Source organism: Pseudoalteromonas sp. 4NS20-0020, assembly GCF_057554385.1.
Genome location: NZ_BAAJMI010000008.1, coordinates 19,223 through 42,756 on the forward strand (window position 1 = coordinate 19,223; position 23,534 = coordinate 42,756).

14 protein-coding genes are annotated in these 23,534 nt (G+C 42.3%); 11 read left to right on the top strand and 3 right to left on the bottom strand.

Annotation, left to right across the window (positions count from 1 at the left end; genetic code table 11):
- Positions 1-169: 169 nt before the first annotated feature.
- The 8 genes from AC27JL_RS17555 to AC27JL_RS17590 all read left to right on the top strand — a co-directional run bounded on the left by AC27JL_RS17555 (position 170) and on the right by AC27JL_RS17590 (position 13,392).
- The gene (locus AC27JL_RS17555) at positions 170-937 is read left to right on the top strand and encodes a sulfite exporter TauE/SafE family protein (protein ID WP_248519968.1); all 768 of its coding nucleotides are present in this window, start codon (positions 170-172) and stop codon (positions 935-937) included.
- A gap of 106 nt (positions 938-1,043) precedes the next feature.
- A complete protein-coding gene (locus tag AC27JL_RS17560) occupies positions 1,044-3,104 on the top strand; it encodes a glycoside hydrolase family 31 protein (protein ID WP_487196211.1) in 2,061 nt (686 codons plus the stop codon).
- A gap of 89 nt (positions 3,105-3,193) precedes the next feature.
- Positions 3,194-4,933, top strand: a complete 1,740-nt coding sequence (locus AC27JL_RS17565) for a solute:sodium symporter family transporter (protein ID WP_039038161.1) — start codon at positions 3,194-3,196, stop codon at positions 4,931-4,933.
- Positions 4,934-5,146: 213 nt separating this feature from the next.
- Complete coding sequence (locus tag AC27JL_RS17570) at positions 5,147-7,588, top strand: TonB-dependent receptor (RefSeq protein WP_276753485.1); 2,442 nt, start codon at positions 5,147-5,149, stop codon at positions 7,586-7,588.
- A gap of 207 nt (positions 7,589-7,795) precedes the next feature.
- Entirely contained in the window at positions 7,796-9,379 is a 1,584-nt protein-coding gene (locus tag AC27JL_RS17575) for an alkaline phosphatase (protein WP_058430036.1), read from the top strand.
- 11 nt (positions 9,380-9,390) lie between these two features.
- Positions 9,391-11,181 carry an alkaline phosphatase gene (locus AC27JL_RS17580; protein ID WP_487196212.1) on the top strand — a complete coding sequence of 597 codons (1,791 nt, stop codon included), beginning with the start codon at positions 9,391-9,393 and terminating at the stop codon, positions 11,179-11,181.
- Between the two features lie 112 nt (positions 11,182-11,293).
- Positions 11,294-12,022, top strand: a complete 729-nt coding sequence (locus tag AC27JL_RS17585; RefSeq protein ID WP_487196213.1) for a hypothetical protein — start codon at positions 11,294-11,296, stop codon at positions 12,020-12,022.
- Positions 12,023-12,300: 278 nt separating this feature from the next.
- Positions 12,301-13,392 carry an HNH endonuclease gene (locus AC27JL_RS17590; RefSeq protein ID WP_487196214.1) on the top strand — a complete coding sequence of 364 codons (1,092 nt, stop codon included), beginning with the start codon at positions 12,301-12,303 and terminating at the stop codon, positions 13,390-13,392.
- Between the two features lie 168 nt (positions 13,393-13,560).
- Here the strand turns inward: AC27JL_RS17590 and AC27JL_RS17595 are convergent, their stop codons facing one another.
- Both AC27JL_RS17595 and AC27JL_RS17600 read right to left on the bottom strand, forming a co-directional pair.
- Complete coding sequence (locus AC27JL_RS17595) at positions 13,561-15,450, bottom strand: monovalent cation:proton antiporter-2 (CPA2) family protein (protein WP_487196215.1); 1,890 nt, start codon at positions 15,448-15,450, stop codon at positions 13,561-13,563.
- Positions 15,451-15,569: 119 nt separating this feature from the next.
- Positions 15,570-17,966 carry a PKD domain-containing protein gene (locus AC27JL_RS17600; RefSeq protein WP_487196216.1) on the bottom strand — a complete coding sequence of 799 codons (2,397 nt, stop codon included), beginning with the start codon at positions 17,964-17,966 and terminating at the stop codon, positions 15,570-15,572.
- 250 nt (positions 17,967-18,216) lie between these two features.
- On the opposite strand from AC27JL_RS17600, the gene AC27JL_RS17605 reads away from it, so the two are divergent.
- From AC27JL_RS17605 to AC27JL_RS17615, 3 genes are read left to right on the top strand one after another with little or no spacing between them, the layout of a single operon-like run.
- On the top strand, positions 18,217-18,873 hold the full coding sequence (locus AC27JL_RS17605) for an ABC transporter ATP-binding protein (RefSeq protein ID WP_487196217.1): 657 nt from the start codon (positions 18,217-18,219) through the stop codon (positions 18,871-18,873).
- Positions 18,866-21,301 carry an FtsX-like permease family protein gene (locus AC27JL_RS17610; protein WP_487196218.1) on the top strand — a complete coding sequence of 812 codons (2,436 nt, stop codon included), beginning with the start codon at positions 18,866-18,868 and terminating at the stop codon, positions 21,299-21,301. The genes AC27JL_RS17605 and AC27JL_RS17610 overlap by 8 nt, the downstream gene beginning before the upstream one ends.
- Before the next feature lie 7 nt (positions 21,302-21,308).
- On the top strand, positions 21,309-22,418 hold the full coding sequence (locus AC27JL_RS17615; protein WP_487196219.1) for a lipocalin-like domain-containing protein: 1,110 nt from the start codon (positions 21,309-21,311) through the stop codon (positions 22,416-22,418).
- An 86-nt stretch (positions 22,419-22,504) separates the two neighbouring features.
- Here the strand turns inward: AC27JL_RS17615 and AC27JL_RS17620 are convergent, their stop codons facing one another.
- Entirely contained in the window at positions 22,505-23,398 is an 894-nt protein-coding gene (locus AC27JL_RS17620) for a DUF4097 family beta strand repeat-containing protein (protein ID WP_487196220.1), read from the bottom strand.
- Positions 23,399-23,534: the final 136 nt, after the last annotated feature.

Sequence of the window (23,534 nt, forward strand, 5' to 3'; positions counted from 1 at the left end):
GTTATTTACCGTTAAATTCAATCCACCTGTAGTTATAACATAGGTGGTACTTTTTGCGCATCTTTGCGTGCTATCAGTTAATTGTGAGCTATTGTATTACAGCTTGTTTTTACATTATGCCTAAAAACAAATCGTTACACTACAATAGCGCACCCCAAGGAAATTTAAAGTGTTCAGTATTTCATTCGAACTTATATTAGTTATGGCGCTTTGCTTAAGTGCAGCCACACTATTGCAAACACTCAGTGGGTTTGGTTTTGGGCTTTTAGTGGTAGCCAGTTTTACGCTATTAGATGTATTGCCATTAACGGCAACCACGTTTTTAGTAAGTTTGTTAGGGCTTGTTAACTCAACCACTGTGGTGGTTAAAAACCGCAATGCAGTAAAAATCCCCGAACTAAAACTCATGCTGTATACGGGCATTCCGCTAATGTTGCTAGGGTTTGTTTTACTTGAATATATGTCGGCGCATTTAACTCAGTTTTTAAATTTTATATTGGGCATTAGCATTTTATTGTGCTGCGCTTTAATGCTAGTAAAACGAAAGCGAACCGACAGGCAAAGTCGTCCTCGCTCCTTTTTAATTGCAGGTGGGGTAAGTGGTTTACTGGGCGGGTTGTTTTCAACGTCGGGACCGCCGCTGGTATTTCAGTGCTATAAACAAGCTTGGTCTATTGAGGCAATTCGTAGTACGTTACTTGCAGTGTTTACTATTGGTGGCATAGTGCGGGTGGGTATTGCTTTATTTGGCACCTTGCCTGATCTCGATATTATGTTTTTAATTGCGGCTGCAATTCCTTTAGTATTACTTGTGACTCATTTTTCAAGACGCTTAACCCCATACGTAGATGCAAAATGGATACGCATTATTGCCATCACGCTACTGGGTGTAAGTGGTGTATCGCTGGTGGTTACCTCGGCGCCTACCCTAGTTTAAAGTGAGTGGTGTTGATTAATTAAAGTTAAGTTTATTTACATTGACATAGGGATCACAATTATTTAACTTGTGTCTTATACAAGACTATAGTTGGTAAGGAACTCCCATGAATGCATTTGAATTACGTGAGCCAGACTGGAACGCAATAGAACCAGCGCGCTTAATTGCAGAGCCTAAATTGCAAGGCCATGTGCTAGTTTTACCGACTCAATTTGGTGAGGTCAGCGTTACCATAAGCGAGTTTGGTTTACGTTTAAATGCAGGCATAACGCAAGACCACGCGTTTAATATACTCAGCGCCACTCCTACTAATTTACCGCTATTACTTAATACATTAGGCCAAGGCTTTGAAGCAACAGCCGGTGAGTACCGTTTAGAATTTTACAGCGACCCATTTCATTTTAAGCTTTATAAAAACGACAAATTAGTACAGCAATCAGCAACCGATGGCCACTTTGTACGCCAGCATCGTTTACCGCCACTGGCTAAAACTGATCACGGCTGGATTTTAAGCCTGGAGCTTAATTACGACGAAGCCGTATATGGCCTTGGTGAAAAGTGGGGCAAGCTTGATAAACGCGGCCAACTTATTCGTTCATACAATCACGATGCACTGGGCGTAAATGCCGAAAAATCATATAAAAATACCCCATACGCTTGGAGCCCAGAGGGCTGGAACTTATTTGTACACACGCCAGCGCCTGTTACCCATGGCGTAGGTTACGCACTTTGGTCGCAACGTGCTTATGTGTGTTTAGTTGAAGACGACGCACTTGATGTATTTTTATACCAAGAGCAAACGCCTGCACAAAGTATTAATCACTACTGCGAGCTAACTGGTTTTGCACCGGTACCACCGCAGTGGAGCTTTGGCGTTATTTTATCAAAAGCGTACTACAAAAATGCTGATGAGCTATTAAGTGTTGCCCGCGAAGTACGTGCTAAAAATATGCCGTGTGATGTAATTACCCTTGATGGCCGAGCATGGCAAGACACCGACACCCGCTTTGCTTTTGAATGGGACCCAACACGTTACGCCGACCCAAAACCTGTGCTTGATGAACTAAAAGCCATGGATTTTAAAATTTGTGTGTGGGAATACCCGATGATCTCGGTAAACAACCCATTATTTGCTAAAGCGGCCGAGAACGGCTGGCTAATAAAAGACAAGCGCACAGGTAAAGCGTATCAATACGAGTGGGATTTAAGCCCCTTTGGCGAAGTGCTTACGCCATTGCCGGAGTCGGGTATTTTAGATTTTACTCACCCCGACGCTTACGAATACTGGCTCGAATCGCACAAGCCATTATTTGAGCTTGGCGTAGATATGATAAAAGCAGACTTTGGCGAACAGCTAGAAGACGAAAACATGGTATCGCACAGTGGCGACAGCGGCATTAGACTGCATAATGTTTATAGCATGCTGTACAACCGCTGTGTTTATGAAGCTGCCGAAAAGTACTGTAAAACAGGCCCTTTTTTGTTTAGCCGCTCAGCGTGGACGGGTAGCCAACGATTCCCTGCACAATGGGGCGGCGATCCACAAGCCGATTGGCAAGGCTTAGCAGCAAGTATTCGCGGCAGCTTAGCGTGGGGCATGTCGGGCGGGCCATTTTTTGCAACCGATATTGGTGGTTTTTATAAAGATACGCGCGATGCAGAGCTTTATGTACGCTGGGCGCAAGCGTCGGTATTTAGTGCGCACATGCGTTTACATGGTATTGGCCCACGCGAACCGTGGTCTTACACCGAGCAAGCAAGTGACGCGGTGTTTGCAGCGCTTAAATTGCGTTATCAGTTAATTCCATATTTACAAACATGTGCAGAGCAAGCGCAGCAAACAGGGTTGCCTATTCAGCGCGCTATGGCACTGGCATTTCCTGATGATTTATTAGCACATAGTTTTGATCAGCAATTTATGTGCGGCGAAAAACTCCTTGTTGTGCCATGCGTTGTACCAAACGGTAAAGTGAAGTTTTATTTACCGCAAGGGAAATGGTTGAGCTTTCCTGATGGGCAGGCATACCAAGGCGGAAAGTATTACGAAGACACGCTTGAGCTTACACAAATGGCCGTATTTGTTCGTAAAGGCGATACGCTATTGCTAGGCCCAGATGTTCAACACACAGAGCAAGACATGAGCCAGTTAACTGCGTGGCCAAATTAAAAACTCGTTTGAAAACACACACAACACACATAATAATAAAGATATTAGCTTACTTTTTAACGAGTTAAGTAAGCTTAAAGGAACACAGTATGGAAGGTATGAACATTACCATGACACTGCTATCGTGCTTGGCGTTTATGGCGCTGGTGGGATATATCTCGTACCAAAAAACCAAAGGGGAAGTTAACACCCAAGACGGTTACTTTTTAGCGGGCCGTGGTTTAACAGGTACATTTATAGCAGGGTCGATGATCCTCACTAATTTATCGGCCGAGCAACTTATTGGCCTTAATGGCTCAGCGTATGGTTACAACCTTAGTTCAATGGCATGGGAAGTAACCGCAGGTATTTCTACCATTATTATGGCGCTGATCTTTTTACCGCGCTATTTAGCTGGGGCATTTTCTACCTTACCCGAGTTTTTACGAGATCGTTTTGACGATACCGTACGCCGCATGACCGTGATCTTATTCATGGTCGGATACTGCTTTATTACTATTCCTTCGGTTTTGTACTCAGGATCCATCGCCGTGCTTAGGCTATTTGATGTACCCGCCTTATTAGACATGAGTTATCAAGCAAGCCTTATTGTTACCATTATTATTGTCGGCTCTGTGGGCGCTATATACGCGGTATTTGGCGGTTTAAAGGCGGTTGCCGTATCCGATACTATTAACGGTGTTGGGTTACTTATTATTGGTATTTTAGTGCCAACGCTTGGGCTTATTGCGCTTGGCGATGGCAGCTTTGCTGATGGTTTAAGTACTTTAGTAAATACCGATACCGAAAAGCTTAATGCTATTGGTAGCGAGGATGATCCCGTGCCATTTGGCACTATTTTTACCGGTATGATCCTCGCTAATTTATTTTATTGGGGTACAAATCAGTACGTGATCCAGCGTACATTAGGTGCTAAAAACTTAGTTGAAGGGCAAAAAGGGGTATTGTTTTCAGGGTACTTTAAAGTACTAGTCCCCTTTATGATGATGATCCCTGGGGTTATTGCATACCATCTTTATAAGCACGAAAGCCTACAAACTATTGATTTAGCCTACCCACACTTAGTGAAAGATGTACTTCCTCAGTACTTATCAGGGTTCTTTTTAGCAGTATTGTTAGGTGCGGTATTTAGCTCGTTTAATTCACTACTAAATAGCGCCGCAACGCTGTTTTGTTTAGATGTTTATAAACCCATGAAAAAAGACAAAGTAAGCGACGAAAAGCTCATTAAAGTGGCCAAAATAACCAGTATTGTTATTGCTGTTTTGTCGTTTATAACCGCGCCATTACTCATGTTTGCACCCGAAGGCTTATGGCACATTATTCGTGTATTTACCGGTTTTTATAACATTCCGGTCATCACAATTGTGTTAGTGGGTTTATTTACTCGTAAAGTGCCTGCATTGGGCGCTAAAGTGGCGATTATTTTTCATGTTATTGCCTACACGCTACTTAAATTTGTGTGGGATGTTGATATTAACTTTATCCATATTTACGCCATTTTATTCTTTATTGAATTGGCAATAATGCTAGGAATTGGTTACTACAAGCCACTTGCAAAACCGTGGCAATTTACCCGCAAAGCCGAAGTAAACTTAAGCCCTTGGAAATACGCACTGCCGTGCGCCATTGTATTGGTTAGCTTAATAGTGAGCTTATATATTGTGTTTTCTCCTTTAGGCCTAGTTGGCGGTACCAGTGTTTATTTTGTGCCTAGCCTAATTACTGTTTGGACATTAGCTGCATTGTTTAGCTGGTGGAGCGTGCGTCGTTGGCATGTGCGATACGAAAACAGCCTCGCCCATATAGGTGTCACAAAGGCCGCATAAACACAGGTTATAACCACTATACGTGATTTTAAATCACATTTTATTCACATAATGTTTGCATTACGAAGTTTGATTGTTTAAATTTGTAGCTCTTATATAAGATATAAGAGCTGGTAAGGAAAATACTTAACACACACTGTCACCGTAATTTAGCAAACCATACAATTGCTAGCGCGGTACCACACAGCACACACGCACAATATGGAGAATGACATGAGAGCTAAAAAGTCTATCTTAAGCTTGGCTGTCTCGTTAGCAATGACAACTGGTTTAGCTGTTAGCGCGCAAGTTAATGCTGCGCAAGAACAAGCAAATCAAACGCAAGCGGAACAAGAACAGCAAAATAATAAAAACGATTCATTTGAAAAAATAGTGGTGACATCGCAAAAGCGCACGCAAAGCTTAAACGAAGTGCCGGTTGCCGTATCGGTGCTAAATAGCGATCAAATTAATTCAGCGTTTGCTAATAATATGGAAGGTTTACAATCGCTTGTGCCGTCTGTGAGCTTTAGAAAAGGCACCACAACCCGTAACTCGGCGCTCACCGTGCGTGGTATTGGTACAATTTCATTTAGTATTGCTGCCGAGCCAAGTGTGGCAACGGTTGTTGATGGCGTAGTACTTGGTCGCTCTGGTCAAGCTTTTGCTGATTTATATGATGTAGACCGTATTGAAGTACTGCGCGGCCCACAAGGCACACTATTTGGTAAAAATGCCTCGGCTGGTGTGGTAAATATCACAACAAAAGATCCGTCTTACGACACTACCGGCAGTATAGAAACCTCGTTTTATCAAGACAACGAATACCGCTTTAAAGGCGTTGTAAGTGGCGGCCTAAGCGACGACTTAGCAGCAAGCTTAACCGTATTTAAAGGTAAGTTTGATGGTTACATAGATAACGTATATAACAACGAAAAAGTAAACGGCTACGACCGTGAAGGTGCGCGTGCTGTATTTAAATACGAACCAACCGACGACCTAAACGTTAAATTTATTGCAGAATACTACAACGCCGATGACGACTGTTGTGCCGATTTAGAAGCCCTACCAAGTGGCCGTAATCCTGATTCAAAAGCGGCGCCAAACAGTAACGGTATTGTTGATGGCGTTGCTGACATAGACCTAGATCAGCGTAAAGTTGACCACGACTATGAGTCGCGCACAATAGATAAACACAGCGCGTTTTCAGTACAAGTTGATAAAACCATTGGCGACCACACGTATACGTCAATTACTGCACAGCGCTCGTGGGATAACACCGAGTTTCGTGAAGGTGATTTTACCTCTATTGCCGGCGACAGCAATCAACCCGTATTTGGTGTGCCATTTCAGTTACATGATATTGGTGAGCAACAATGGGATCAGTTTTCACAAGAGTTTCGTGTAACGTCTAACCTAAGTGGGGCATTTAACTACGTGGCTGGTTTATTTTACTGGAACATGGACTCACAACGTAACTTTACTCGCGATGCCAGTTGCCAAAATAACGCAGGCCAGTTAGATAGCGCCATGGCGTTTTACGCGCAAAATAACTTGTCGGGTGCAGAGCTAGACGCAGCGCTTGCCGATTTAGATGGCTACGCACAGGGCTTAGGCGTTAGCTGTAATGCGAACGACATTGTGTCGGCTACTGCATACATGAGTACAGAGTTTAATAACTGGGCAGCCTTTGCCGATGGTACTTATGAGTTATCTGACGATTTAACCATGCTATTTGGCCTGCGTTATACCGATGACGAAGTATCGTACACGCACCGCCGTGTCAGCAATGATGTATATGGCCGTCGTGGTGTAGGTGTACGCCCTGCAACATTAAATACTGACGAGCAGGGTAAAGCTGAAGAAACTAACGTATCGGGCCGTTTAGGTATGCAATACGATTTAGGCGATGGCCAAATGGTATACGGTACTTACTCGCAAGGTTACAAAGGGCCTGGCTTTAATATTTACTACAACTTTAACCCTGACAACGACGGTCGTGAAATAGCGCCGGAAGAGTCTGACGCGTTTGAACTTGGCTATAAGTATGCAAGCAGCGATTTTGTGTTTAACTTTGCAGTATTTAAAACCGAAATTGAAGGCTTCCAAGCAAACAACTTTGATTGTTCAGACGGCACCTGTATTACTCGCTTAACAAACGCAGGCGACGTAAGCACACAAGGTGCAGAAGTTGACTTTATGTGGGCCGCAACCGATGCGCTTACGCTAACCGGTGGTATTGCTTATATTAAAGCCGAAATTGATGAATTTAATTGTCCGCCAGAAGTGGCCGCAGGCTCGTGTACTGACCGCTCAGGGCTAGATGTTCCATTTTCGCCAGACTTAAAGTACTCATTAAGCGCTGACTACTTTATTGAAACCGAACACGGCTTTAACGTGCACGTAAATGGCTCGTACATATACACTGACGAGCAATACTCTGACCTACCTAATAATGTAGGCGAGTTTAACCCAGCAGCCTTATTACCAGATTACGGTATTTTAAATGCAAGCGTAGGTTTATCGTTTAAAGACGATGCCTTTAGAGTATCGCTTATTGCTAAAAACCTAACAGACGAAAGCTATGCAACAACCTACAGTGGCGATAATTTCCGTTACCAAATACCGCGTGATGCAGAGCGCTACTTTGGTGTGTCGTTTAAGGCGCGCTTTTAATAGTTAAAAAATTTTCCCTTGTATAACAACAAGCGTAGCGTTAAACCGCTGCGCTTTTTTGTGTCTTATTTTTGTAAATCTTTGGTCACTTTTTCTTCATTAAAACGTCCTTTATTAGTCATATGTATTTTCTATAGTGCAGCGGTTACTTATTTGAGGTTTTAGCTTCAAGCAAAAATAACCACTACATAATGGGAATAATAAAGGATGAAAATTAAAAAAGTCGCTGCGGCGGTTGGGCTAACATTTATGTTAAGCGCTGCAAGTCATGCCAATGTATTACCACAAAGCCAAACAGACAATAACTGGTATACAAACGCACAAACTACGTTAGCTACTAAAAATACTCAGGCACAAAGTGCACAAGTTACAAAAGCAAAAAACGTAATTTTATTTGTGGGTGACGGCATGGGTATTTCTACCCTAACGGCAGCACGTATTTTAAAAGGCCAACGAGCAGGCAACCCAGGTGAAGAAGGCTATTTAAGCTTTGAAGAGTTCCCGTATTCTGCGCAAGTTAAAACGTATAACGTAGATGCGCAAACGCCGGATTCTGCAGGCACAATGACCGCAATGATCTCAGGTGTTAAAACTGATGTAGGCGTAATTGGTGTAGACGAAGACATTGAGCGCGGTGTGTGTTCAACTGTATCGGGTAACGAGCTTTTAACAGCCACAGAGCTTGCCGAGATTAAAGGCCTAGCAACCGGTGTTATTTCAACAGCGCGTATTACCCATGCAACGCCAGCGGCCACGTATGCTAAATCGGCAGACCGTAACTGGGAAGATATTTCAGATATGCCAGAAGGGTCAGAAGCCTGTGAAGATATTGCATCTCAACTAGTTAACTTTGAAAAAAACCTAGAAGCGCGCTTTTTAGGTACCGACGTGGACGGCCTTGATTTTGTAATGGGCGGCGGTCGTCGTCATTTTTTACCAAAAGATGCTGCGGCTAATTCAAGCGATGCAACAAGCGCCGTTGAAGGCGATCGTACCGATGAGCGTAACCTTGTCACTGAGTGGCAAACACAATATCCAAATGCAACATACGTCATGGACCAAGCTGGGTTTGACGCTATTGCCGATGACGCTACGAAAGTATTTGGCTTATTTAACGAATCGCACATGCAATACGAAGCTGACCGAGCAAACGACGTAGCAGGCGAGCCGTCACTTAGTGAAATGACCACAAAAGCAATCGATGTGCTGGGTAAAAACGACAATGGCTTTTTCTTAACGGTTGAGTCGGGCCGTATTGACCATGCGCACCACGCAGGCAATGCTTACAACGCACTTAACGATACCATTGAATTTGCCAATGCAGTTCAAGCAGCAATCGATAATACCAACCCAGAAGAAACCCTTATTTTAGTGACTGCCGATCACAGCCACGTATTTACTATTGCTGGTTACCCTAAGCGCGGTAACCCAATTTTAGGTCAAGTAGTGGCCGTAGGCCAAACAGCGCCAAGCCTTGCTGCCGATGACATGCCATACACTACAGTAGGTTATGCAAATGGTTTAGGTTTTAGAGACCTAGGTGATGAAACAAACGCTGATGCAACCTACTTAAGCGGCCCAGTAGCTGGGCGCGTTGAGTTAAATGGTGTTGATACAACAACCCCAGGTTTTCACCAAGAAACAACCGTGCCACTCGGTTCTGAAACACATGCCGGTGAAGATATTTCACTGCATGCTAAAGGCCCAGGTGCACAACTTGCTCAAGGCGTTATTGAGCAAAACGTTGTATTTCATCTAATTAACCAAGCTCTTGAATTAACTCAGCAATAATGGCGGCGAACATGAAAAAATTAACAGTACTTTCTTTAGCAGTAATGGTCGCGCTAGCGGGTTGTTCAAGTGATGACGATAAAAGTGATAACAACATTATCGCAGTAGACAACGCCATAGCCGTGGGCTCAGCGCAATGTATTAATGGCGGTGTAGAAACCCAAGTGGGCGTAGATACAAACGAAAATGGTGTACTCGATAGCGACGAAGTTAACTCATCTAACCTCGTGTGTAATGCGCCGGCAACGTCGCTAACTACTGAGCAATTAGTTAACCTTACAGGTAATGCCTGGTATAGCGACGCGCAAACAAAGTTATCAGCAACACAGCAAGCTAATACCGAGGCGGTTACAGAGTCGGGCAAGGCTAAAAATGTTATTTTATTTGTTGGCGACGGTATGGGTATTTCTACCGTTACGGCTGCACGTATTTTAGCGGGCCAGCTTGAAGGCGGTATGGGTGAAGACTACCAACTTAGTTTTGAAACCATGCCTTACTCAGGCTTTGTTAAAACGTACAACGTAGATGCACAAACACCTGATTCAGCAGGCACAATGACGGCGATGGTGTCAGGTGTTAAAACTGATGTGGGCGTAATCGGTGTAGACGAAGACATTGAGCGCGGTGTTTGTTCAACCGTTGCAGGTAATGAGCTGGTCACCTCGCTTGAGCTTGCTGAAATAGCAGGTAAAGCAACAGGCCTTATTTCTACGGCGCGTATTACTCACGCAACACCCGCGGCAACGTATGCGAAGTCGGCTGATCGTAACTGGGAAGATAACTCTGATATGCCAGCAGGTTCAGACGCATGTGAAGACATTGCATCGCAACTTGTTAACTTTGAAGCTAACCTAGAAGCACGCTTTGCAGGCATTGATGTAGATGGTATTGACGTAGTAATGGGTGGCGGTCGTCGTCACTTTTTACCAAAAGATGCCGCGGCTAATTCAAGCGATGCAATCAGCGCAGTTGAAGGGGATCGTACCGATGGCCGTAACTTAGTAACCGAGTGGCAAGCTACTTATCCTAATGGCAACTACGTAATGGACCAAACAGGGTTTGATGCAATTAGCGACGATGCTACAAAGGTGTTTGGTTTATTTAACGAATCTCACATGCAATACGAAGCAGACCGTGCAAACGATGTAGCGGGCGAGCCTTCGCTTTCACAAATGACTGAAAAAGCAATCAACGTGCTTAACAACAACGAAAACGGCTTTTTCTTATCGGTAGAGGCCGGGCGAATAGATCACGCACACCACGCAGGCAATGCATACAACGCGCTTAACGACACCATTGAATTTGCTAAAGCCGTTAAAGCCGCTATGGACAGCACTAACCCAGAAGAAACGCTAATAGTAGTAACTGCCGATCACAGCCATGTATTTACTATTGCAGGCTACCCAAAACGTGGTAACCCAATATTAGGTAAAGTGGTTGCAGTTGGCCAAACCGAGCCAAGCCTTGCAGCCGACGACATGCCATATACTACAGTAGGTTACACCAATGGTTTAGGCTACAGAGACTTAGGCGATGAAACCAATGCCGACGCTTCTTACTTAGCTGCACCGGTTACAGGGCGTGTTGATTTAACAAATGTTGATACAACCACACCGGGCTTTCACCAAGAGTCGTTAGTACCACTTAGTTCAGAAACCCACGCGGGTGAAGATGTAGGTGTTTACGCAATGGGCCCAGGTGCACATTTAGTAACAGGCACAAACGAGCAAAGCTTTTTATTCCATGTAATGGACTTTGCCGCAGACCTAGTTAAAACAGCCGATGAAACAGTGGCTCAGTAAATAGAGCCAATTAAAAGCCCGCATTATTTTGCGGGCTTTTTTATGTCATAAAAATGCCATTGTTAGTGGTTATGTTATGGCAATAACAGTGACGTTAAATATAGAGAGCACCATGAAAACAGCATTATCATTACTCGCAACCATGTTGGTTGCCACACTAACAAGCGCCAGCGCAGTTGCCACTCAGTGCAACCTAAATAGCCAGTATTTAAAAGCCGACTACACAATTACCAACACCCACAAAAATAAGCAAAGTAGTCAGGTACTTACACTTTGGCGTAATAACCAGCAAGTCGCACATCAAAGCGATGTTACTACTGAGCTGTGGCAACATTTAGCTAATAAACAAATTCGTCCAATACGTTATTTTAATGCCCAACAACGCGGTATTGAGTATCAGCCATCGGAAGTGCGCGGCGTACAAAATTGGAGTGCTAAAAATCAGCTGGTGGATAATCACTTAATTAAAAAAATGACCCTTACAAAAACGCAAGGCACAGGCTGTGATGAGGTAAAAAACTACACCTACCAAGAGGGTGAAAATACCTACACACTTGCTTTTTATAGCCAAACCCAGCTTGTTAAATCTTTTAGTGTAAATAACACAAAAAACCAAGCAATCACGTTACTAAGCTTAAATGACGTAAGCTACAACAAGCAGCAAATTACTTCGCAATTTGCACAGTGGGACCGCTTTCAAACCACCGACTACGCCGACATTGGCGATAACGAAAACGACCCGTTTTTAGCAAAAATGATAAACCTAGGTTTTATAGAGCACGGTGCAACAGGGTTTTACAACCAGCAAGGTGAAGCGATTCAAGGTGGGCACCACCACTAGGGTTTAGCGTTTTTAAATGTAGTAGCTCATAGCTGAAAGAATGACAGGCGGCTATGAGCTACAAGCTAATATTCAAAAGTAAATTAATTTAAACCATTCCCGTCCAAGCAATATTGCAAACACTTTCCCATTTTTATAAGACACACATCATCAGCTGCATAAGATTTATAGTTGGTAATAATTTATACAATTTGATAATAATATGGTTCTTACGATGGAAATGTTTTCTCAAATACGGTCAAGCAAAGTTGCTAAACTAACTACTAAATTGAGGCCTTATGCTTACTTGTGTTTATTGTAATAAATCTAAATTTTCTTCAGGTAAAGGCTCCAAGGAGCACGCAATTTTATCGTCTTTAGGTGGTAGGAAGTTATCTCAGAATATTTGTTGTGAAGAGTGTAATAACCGTTTAGGGAAAAGTATAGATGATGGGCTATCTAATAAATTAAGCCCTATTTCTACGCTATTAAATATAAAAACGGGTAGAAATAAGAGTGCACCAACTCAAATTAATGCTATTGAATTAAATAGTGAGTTCTATAACTTGCAGCCTTCAGGAGAAATGACTCGGAATGGGGTTCAACAAGAGTTTACTAAATTGGATGGAGTTACATCATTTCGTATAGTTGCTAACAACAAAGAGCAAGCTATGAGGGTTCTCGAGGGAAAGTTAAAATCTCAAAATAAATCACTCAAAGACGTAAAAGACGAAACTATCACAAAGGTAAGTCAATATGGGGCTCAGATAAGTTTTACTATTTCATTTACTGAAAATGATTTACGCTCTATCGCTAAAATGGCTCTTACGATGTTAGCGACAAAAGTTTCACCACAACGGTTGCGTGATAAAGCTTTTTTTAATGTAGTAAATTACATTAATGGCGGTAATGAGGATGGTATTGCACTTAATGATACTAATACCGAATTTCCCTCAGAGCATAAAGTATCAGATGCTAACCACCGTATATTTATCTATGCTTCAAAAGAAGAGAATATATGTATAGCGTTAGTTGAATTGTATGGTGGCTTTAGGTTTAGTGTATTACTTTCTAAAGAGTGGCATGGTCCAAGTATAGCTTGCTGTTATGTTATTGATCCAATTACAACTGAAAAATTGGATTATGATGTTTCTGAAAGAACTAATCTAAGCTTCATACTTATGAATCGAGGATGCTACCAAGAAAAAGCTATTCAACAACTTGAGCCTCTTTTAAATTTTATAGACAATTTAGATTTACAAAGGGAAGAAGCTAAAATTTTGGAGAAGCTTAATTCAAATTGTAATGATGAGGATATAAAAGCTATAGCGGCGGAGTTAACTCAACTGTATATGAATAGAGCTTTGAACAAGTACTGGAAGGTGGATTAAAAAAGCTAAGTAAACAGCTGAATATTACTGACAATAATTGGCACTTTAATCTGGGCTTCTGGAGCTTTTTTAAATTCGTTTATATGATCATTACACACCATAAAAATTTATCGCATTGTCTAAGGTAATATAGCCATCTGCTAACAATACAAACACAGCCGCCTGACACTACTCCAAATGAGCATCATCAGGCTTTTTAGGTTTATCAGCGAGTTCTGTTAGGCCGTCTTCACAGTCGCCGCTATCGCAGGTATTTAAATCGCTTTGTGCTTGCCTGTCTTGTTGTAATACTTGCTTTAAATCTTCCATACGTTGGCGAACGGCTACGCCGTAGCTGGCATCGTCACCCCATAGTTCGGCAAGTTGTACAACTGCAGCGCGATCGTGTTCTCTAAACAGCTTACCGGCGCGCTCGGCGTCTTGCTTGTTGTTTCCAAGTAGCTCGAGTGCTTCTACGGCTAAATTAATAGCTGAGTCGACGGTTTCGCGGTTAAAGGCATCTACTTTTAAATTAAGTAATTTGTAAGCGTGGCGACGGTCTATTGCGCGGGCAACAATTTTTAATTGTGGGTAGTTTTTGTGGGCAAGCTCAATTATTTCAATGGTTTTGTCTGGGTCATCAATGGCAACAACCAGCATTTGTGCGGTATGAGCGCCTGCGGCTTCAAGGAGTTCTTGGCGGGCGGCGTCACCATAAAATACGGTATTACCAAAGCGGCGTAGTAATTCTATTTGGCTGGGGCTGTGATCGAGTACTGTTATTTCGTAGCCCTGGGCGTGTAATAAACGGCCCATAATTTGTCCAAACCGTCCGTAGCCCGCAATAATAACGTGTTTAGCTGTGCTAATTTGCTCTGGCTTGTCGAACTCTGGCGCACTGGTATGGCTGCGCTTTTCGAGTTGTTCGTACATCATTAACAACAGCGGCGCTACTAACATGGATACGGCGACGACCAGGGTTACTAAGCTTGTTTGTTCTGGTGTTAAAATGGCTAGTGTTGTGGTTACGCTTAATAATACAAAGGCAAACTCGCCGCCTTGTGCAAGGGCTAATGCAAATAGTAAGCGCTGTTTTTTACTGATGTTAAAGGTAATGGCAAGGGCATATAAAATACAGGCTTTTACCACAATAAGTAATGCAACAAGTGCGATAACAGTTGAAAACTCACTAGCCAATAACTCAAAGTTAATAGAGGCACCTACGGTTATAAAAAATAACCCTAAAAGTAGGCCTTTAAAGGGCTCTATATCGGCTTCGAGCTCATGCCTAAATTCACTTTCGGCAAGGACTACCCCTGCTAAAAACGTTCCTAATGCTGGTGAAAGCCCAATACTTTGCATAACAAGAGCAATAGCCACCACTAAAAATAGCGCAAAAATAGTAAATATTTCACGCATGTGAGTTTTAGCTATGTATCTAAATAATGGGGCTGATACGTATTTACCACCGGCAATAATGGCTGCGATCACGCCTACTGATACAGCAACTTGTTGCCATACTGGCCAGTTGGCAATAATAGAATGGCTGATTTCTTTAGAGCTACTTGGTGGAGCAAAGGCAAGCAATGGCAGCAGTGCCAAAATAGGAATAATGGCTATGTCTTGAAATAATAAAACTGAGAATGCATTTTGGCCGGCTTCGCGCTTTAGCCAGCCTTTTTCTTCAAGGCTTTGCAGTACAATAGCGGTTGACGATAACGCGAGCATTAAACCAATAGCGAGTGCGGTTTGCCAAGGCATGGTAAAAAACCAAAAGCAAAACGCAAAAATAACGGCGGCGGTTAGCACGACTTGCAGGCCACCGAGTCCTAAAATTGAGTGGCGAAGCTTCCATAAGCGGGAAGGTTGCAGTTCAAGGCCAACTAAAAATAGCATCATCACTACGCCAAATTCGGCAAAGTGCATGACATCGGTTTGATCGCCCACTACCCCTAATGCATATGGGCCTATCAAAATGCCTGCAATTAAATAACCTAGCACAGAGCCAAGTCCAAGTCGTTTTGCTATGGGAACTGCAACAATGGCAGCAGCTAAGTAAATTAAAGCTATTTCTAACACGTGCTTACCTTATTAACGTTGAGATAAATAGCATGGCTTAGGTGCGTATAAAATACAATGAGTTATGTGGATATATGCTGTTATTTGTTGTGTGCGTTTTAAAAACGCACACAACAAGGCTAAATATTACATATGTTTATAATAGCTGATCTTGGATCGTCAGACGCTGAATAAAAAATAGTAATAGGCCAATTATAAGTGTTCTCAACGTTGCTTTCGGTTACCGTCACCTCAAATTTAGCAGTTGCTGGTAGGTCTATAAGCAGTTCGCTATCTAGGTAGGTGCTTCCTGATTTTTGCAAAACGAGTGCCTGAGTTTGGTTAAATTGATATTCAAAACGTGCAGAGGCTAGCAGTGTTTCGGTCATGTTAAAGTTTACGTTAATGGTATCTGGCCCGGTAAACTCAGGGCATACAAATACGGTAACTTCTACGCTTTGAAATACGGGTAAACTGTTTTGTTCTAAGTCTATCGTAAAGTTATTTTGGGTAATTGCGGGAGAGTTATAGATGGCATTAGCAAGGCGCGGATCGGTGCTGGTTATAGTAATGTTTTCACCTTCAGCTAAGTTAAGTGTTTCGTTAAACTGACCTGCGCTATTTGTGGTGTACGGCACATTGTTAATTGTGAGTTTGGCATTACTAATTGCGGTTCGTTGCACGTTGGTAATTTGCCCTTTTATGTTGCCCGTTATTTGCGATGAATCAGTCGCTGTAACTGTAAATTGAATGCTAGCTTGGTAGTTGTCGGCATCAGTCACCGTGAGCGTTAAGGTGTAGTTACCAGTTAGATCAGGTGTTAATTCGGTTATGTTTTGGTTGGTGCTACTTAAATTAGCAGATGAATCTGTTGGTGTAGACAGCTCCCATTCATAGCTAAGCGCGGTCCCCTCTGGGTCATAGCTTTGGCTTGCATCAAAGGTAACTGTACTACCAACGGTGCTATAACGGACTAGCTCACCGGTATACATAATAACGGGCTGGGCATTTTGCGTAACATTAATAGTGAGTGTTTGCGTGTCTGAAAACTGCTCGCCATCATTGGTTTTAAGTGAAACAACAACTTGCCCTTCCGTCGGCGCACTAAGTGTGGGCGCTGAGCTACTTGTACTGCTTAATACAGCTTGATTTGACGACGAAACTATTTCCCAATGGTAACTTAAAACGGCGCCTTCAGGGTCGTAACTGGCTGAGGCATCTAAGATAGCTTGCTCGTCAACACTAATTGAAGGTTTGTAACTTACTAAGGTAACTGGTTTTTTATTATCCTTTGCATGCAGCACCGAGGTTGCTTGTGGTGAGCTGAGTTCACCGTCAGATACAACTAGGGTAACGACGTAATCGCCTTCGACATCAGCATTAAGCGAAGGAGTAGGCGATGTATTTTGCTGTAATTGCGCAGTGCTGTTTTCAGGCTTTGCTTGCAGTTGCCAATTATAAGTTAGTGGATCGTTATCGGGGTCGCTACATTGCAGGCATTGTAGGGTAGTTAATGTATTTAAGGTTATGTCTGTTTGTTCTGTAAGAACAGCAATAGGCGCTTTGTTTTCGGTGGCAACGGTTAGGGTTACTTGTGCGGTATCACTTAGGCTACCTTCATCGGTTACGCTAAGGGAGATTATGTAATCACCTAACTCATTCGATGCAAAGCCTGCATTTTTGGCAATTGCATCAGATAAACTTGGAACGCTGTTCTCAGGCTTAGAGGTGATTGCCCATTGATAACTTAGCGTGTCGTTTGTATCCGGATCGGTACTTTGTTCACCATTTAGCGTTACGAGTTGGTTGGGTGAAAGTGTACTGTTTTGAACCGAAATCACGGCATTTGGCGCAGAATTTACAGTAAGCTGCTCACTTTTTATAAGTACGTTACTGCTGGCAGTATCGCCAACTGAGTTAGTAATAGTTAATTTAACGCTATACTCGCCTACTTTATCGGCAATAAATTGGCTGTTAACTCGGGTGCTGTTTTCAAGCTGTGTGGTGCTTGATGTCGGTTTGTTGGTAAATTGCCATTGGTAGCTATTAATTACCGCATTAGTAGCGGTGCTTTGTGCTGCTGTTAATCTAACTACATCACCTTGTTTTACGGTTTGTGTGCTGCCTGCGTTTGCAATGAGCTGTGCGTTTGAGGTAACGGTAATTTGTTTGCTTACTACAGAGCTTGAAATTTTGCCGTCGCTTACTACAAGTTCTAACGTGTAGTCTTGCGCCTTCGATACCGAAAATTCAACAGTGCGTTGGTTGTTGGTATTAAGTGATATGTTTTGTTGATTATCTGTGCTACTGAGTTGCCACTGGTACGTGAGTGTATCGCCGTCAGGATCGCTACTATTTTCTGCACTAAAAATAATGGGTGTATTGATTTTATATTCTGATTGTTCAGTACTTATAACAGCCACGGGTTGCGCATTTGTGCTGACAGGAGGAGTGACTTGCTTTGTGTCAGAACTACCTGAGCCACAAGCAGCCAATGTAAACAAAGTGGGTAATATAACTAAAAGTGTCCGTTTCATATTAATATCCTTATAAAGTTGATATTAATATGTACCCAAAATGGATATAAATCAAAAAATAAAAACAAACTTTTGTAGTTACTGTTAGGCGCTATGCAGTTATTTGGGTTTTAGTTGCTGATTTAGTTAAATAAACGCATTTACTATGAGTCAAAAAATTAATCAAAATTCCGCTTAAGTGACCGTATTACTGTTATGGTATCGTTTATATAACGGGCCGTATTTTTATTACAGGAATAACCTTTCTTTTATGATTTCGCTAAATAATGTGTTTTTTACACGCCAAGATGGTGGCACAAAACGACAAATAATTAATGATTTATCGTTAACTATTTTACCCGCTGCACACATTGCTTTACTGGGCGATAGTGGCTCGGGCAAAACAACATTATTAAATTTATTAGCCGGTTTACTGTCTCCTGATGCAGGAACTATTTCGGTTAATGAGCAAAAAATTAGTGAATTGACTGCCAGTGAGCTTGCGCTTTATAGGCGTAAAATAGGGATTATTTTTCAGCATTATCAATTACTCAGCCCGTTAAATGTAAAAGACAACATGTGCTTTCAAGCAAGGCTTAATGGGTTATCGCCGAGCGACGATGAAGTAAATACAATGGCTAAAAAGCTAGGCTTAGAAAATAAGCTAACAGCGATGCCTGAACAGCTATCGGGTGGTGAGCAGCAACGAGTAGGAATAGGCCGTGCGCTATTAAATAAGCCTAAGCTACTATTGGCTGATGAACCGACCGGCAACCTTGATGCCGCTCGCTCACTCGATATCGTTACGCTATTAAAAAGCTTGTGTGAAGAAGAGCAAATAATACTAATTATGGTCACTCATAGTCAGCAATTGGCTAATCAATTTACTACGCAACTATTTTTAAAAGATGGCCAAATTAATGGCTGAACTTAAACTTATATTAATAACGTATATGCAGTTTTATCGCCGTCATGTAGGGCTGTTATTACTGTTTTTTATTGGTTTTAGTTTAGGTGCGGCGTTACTTACTGCAATACAAGGTTTAAACCTTGAGGCCGGTAAGCGCTATCAACAAACCACAGCACTAATTGCAAACCCCGTGACGCATTTTATACGCCCTGTATTAGGTGAAAACAGGTTGCCCAACAGTATGTGGTCGCGCATTAGGGCCGCTGGTTTTACGCAGGTTCAACCCGTTTTAGAAGGTGTAATTGAAACCGATAAGCAGCAAAAGCTCGCACTTAGAGGTGTCAATTTATTGCAATGGCTTACACAAAATACCGACAGCTCAGCATCAGCATCAATAGCAAACAATAGTTACTCCGGTTTTGAACAGCTACTAAATACTGTTTATATCGATCCTAAATTAATGCAGCGGCTAAATTTAAAAAACAGCCGTATTAATATAAAAATGGGCAATGCCACCCGCGCTTTACCGGTAAGTGAACTGCAAGGTTTAGGCATGACCATGCTGGTGGACATTAGCCTTGCTGATAAATTACTGCGTGCAAATGGGGTGATCAGTTACTTTGAAGTAAGTGGTTTAAATAGTAAACAAGCAGCTAAGTTAAACGCATTGCTAGGCGAGCAAGCACGCCTTGAAGCTGCGCAAGAGCAAGCTTTTGACGCGCTATCGGAGGCGTTTTTCTTTAATTTACAAGCGCTGGCATTGTTGGGTTATGTGGTAGGTGCGTTTTTAAGCTTTAACGCAATTAAGCTGGCATATAATGCGCGCGCTCACTTACAGCAGCAAATGTGGGTGTTGGGGTGTCAGCGGTCGGCGTTAATTAAGGCGCTGGCTATTGAATTAACGTTGCTTAGTTTTTTTGCGGCTGTGTTAGGTGCGATATTAGGCGCGGCACTAGCAAACGCCTTGGTTATGGATGTATCGGCCACTCTGAGAGGGCTTTACCAACTAGATAGAAGCTTTGTAGTAAACCTTGATAGCAGCATGGTTGCCAGTGGCTTTACACTTAATATTTTTGTTTTGTTAGGATTTTTAGCCAGCCAGTCGGCTCGATTAAGTACTGTTTTAGCGCGTATTAAATGGCCAATGTTAATGCTCGCCATTACAGCAACCAGTTATTTAGCGCTAACGGCAAATACCAAAATGGGCGCCTTGTTGCTGTGTGTTTGTGTGCTACTCCTCTTTTTTGTTATTACGCCACCGGTAGTTAAAGCCGTTTTTAAACTGCCATGGCCAACACAAAACCCCATTATTCAGTGGTTAAAAGCCGATAGCATAGTGCAATTACCCGCATTACTAAGCTCAGTGCTCGCTATTTTAATGGCGATGGGGGCCGCCGTAGGTATGCAAATTATGGTTGGCAGTTTTAGCGACACCTTAGATACACACCTTGAAAAACGCCTAAGCGCCGATTTATACGTAAGGCCCGATCAAAACATTCAAGCGTTAGGGGTTAAGTTGCGTGAACTCCCAGAAGTTGAAAAGGTGGGCGTATATTGGTCAGCTAACAGTGAGCTTAAAACACCTAAAACCATGGTTGCTGTTGATGTTATGGCATTTGGTGCAACGGCCAGTTACAACCAACATCTTACTTTGTTAAACAATAAAGCACCTACATCTACAGTATTTGAAAAAAACAAAAATGGGATTGTGGGTTGCTTAGTGAATGAACCCGCCTTGCTGCAGTACTCGCTTACAGTCGGTGACGTAATAACCCTAAGGCAGCATATTAATACACTAACGTGCCAAGTACGCGCTGCCTATTATGATTACGGCGAGCAAGGTTTAAATGTGGTAGTCACTACAACAGCACTATTAAATAGCAGCTTAAGTTACACCGAGTATGGTTTATCGCTTTGGCTAAAGCCCAATAGTGACGTTGACGCCATAGCCGAATATATTCAAAAACAGCACCAATTAGATAGCCAACAAGTCATTGCTAATCAGCAGTTTAAGCGCTTTGCTAAGCAGTTATTTGGTAAAACTTTTTATGTTACTCAGGCGCTTAATATATTTATTATGCTGATTGCATTGTTTGGTATGTGGGTGAGCTTTTTAACCCTGGGGCGGGGGCAATTGCAGCCTATGGCAGTATTACAAACGTTGGGTGTGACTCAACTGCAATTATTGGGTGCAAAAATATTGCAAGCCGCACTTATTATTTTAGCCACCTTGTTATTGGCTATACCTTTGGGGCTTTGCCTTGGGTGGGTATTATTAACTTACGTAATGCCCATTGCCTTTGGTTGGACCATGGCCATGACCGTTAATTGGCTGCAATTAGGTGGTTTTACTGTGCTTATATTTATTTTAGCCTTATTTGTGAGTGCGTTACCGCTAATAAAATTAACGCGAAGCGCAGTTGCCGATAATGTCGCCAAGTTATAGGACTTACATGAATAGACTAAAAGCAGCCATTATCTTTGTTTTTATTGGCACATTAAGCGTGTGCCAGCCAGAAGTAGAGCAATTAAGTAAAAATAAACAAATGCATAGCGGATTTGCACAGCAATTTGGTGAACCTGTAAATAAACACCAAGGGCTGAGCTTTCCAAGCGACCATGGGGCGCATCATCAGCAAGGTATTGAATGGTGGTACGTTACTGCTAATTTAGAGGCCGATAATGGCGACACCTTTGGTGTGCAATGGACTTTATTTAGGCTCTCTGTTGATGATAAAAACACTGCAACTGAAACGTCGCCATGGTGGAACGGGCAGCTGTATTTTGCTCACTTTGCAATACAATCAGATACCCAGCACCATGCGTTTGAAAAGTATGGTCGCTCGGGGCAAGTTAATATTACTGCGCAGCCATTTGAGGCTCGCTTAGATGATTGGCAGTTAGCAAGTAAAGAGGCAACATTTTTACCGCTTAACTTAAAGGCGCAGCAGGAAAATTACAGTGCTAATTTGGTGCTGGCTAATAGTCCGCTTGTAAAGCATGGCGAGCAAGGTTATAGCCAAAAAACTCACCAAGGGCATGCCTCTTATTATTACAGCTATCCGTTTTTACAAGCCAAAGGCAACATTACATTTGCAGGTGAAACGTATAAAGTAACCGGAGATGCTTGGTTAGACAGAGAGTGGTCTTCGGCGTTAATCGATCCGAGCCAAAATGGGTGGGACTGGTTTAGCATTCAGGCTGATGATAAAAAGCAGGGTGGTTTGATGGCATTTTGTATTCGTAATGGCCAGCAAAGTTATGATTACTGCAGTGCATCGCACATTACTTCCGATGGACAAGTGCGCGCTATAGCAAATAATGACGTGACCTTACAGGTATTAAAAACATCTGAGCTTACAACCCAAACGGCGCAAACAACGCCAAGTAATAAATCCTACCCTATTAAATGGCAGCTTAATGTTGAGGGGTTTGAGCCTATAACCATTGAAGCGCGTAACCCCGATTCACGTAATCAATTGAGTATTCCCTACTGGGAGGGGCGAATTAAAACCCAAGGTGGTTTTAAAGGTAAAGGTTATGCAGAGTTAGTTGGCTATTAGTGGATTATAAAGTTTTTAAAAAGAAATGCACTTAAGCGCATGCTAAGTGCATTTTATTATTTAAAGCTGAGGTGATACAGCTGATCTTATTGGTTGTATTTTACAGGGCCGTTCACATTATCAATGCTTACATCGCCCGAGCCTGCTTCAGTAATAGTCAATGATTTTGCATGATTAACACGAATACTGCCCGAACCATCTTCGATGGTAACGTTTGCATCAACATGCTCAATGGTTAAGTCGCCTGAGTTATCTTCAACGTCTACAGCGCCATTAATATGTTGTATTGCTATGCTTCCTGACCCGTCTTCAACAGTTAATGTACCGCGCACATTATTTACACTCATATCGCCTGAGCCATCATCAATATTTGCATTGCCATTAACGTTATTAATAGTAATGCTGCCCGAACCATCGTTAAGATCTAGGTTGCCGGCAATGCTTTGAAGCGAAATATCACCCGAGCCGTCGTCTATGTTTAGATTTTTAGCGCCATTGATTGATAAGCTGCCAGAGCCATCCTTTACATCAATATTATTTGTCATGGCATTAATAGTTATATCGCCCGAGCCATCATCAATATCTAGCTTAAGGTTGTTAGGGACTGTGACCACTAAATCAATGCTTGGCGATTGACCGCTGTAAAAGCTAATTCCATTATTACTTGTATTTTGGGCAACAAGCTTTGCTTTAGTTCCACTCTGATCGAGTGTGAGTTCGTATTCGTCGTCAATATCGGCTGTGTAAATAGTGGCGTCAACATTAATACTGGTTGCTGTTGATGAGCCCATTATTTTAAGTGAACCTGCGCCGCTTAATACGTCTAGGTATTCAAGGTTATTGCTAGGTAATGTAAGTTGTTGTGTTTGTTTTACCGATGCAACGCTTGGCGAAATATGAAACACGCAGCCACTTAATAATAAAATACCGCTAATTAGCGAAAGTGGTTTAGCAATGGTAGATACAGTTGATGAGCTCATGGTTAGTCCTTTTAATGTGACGTTATTTGTTAATATAACAAGACTAGAGCAATAATGGGGCCTAAATTTAAGTATTTGTTTTATAATAAATTTAGTTTTTTGCTAAAAATTAAAAGACTAATTAGTGGTTAAAATT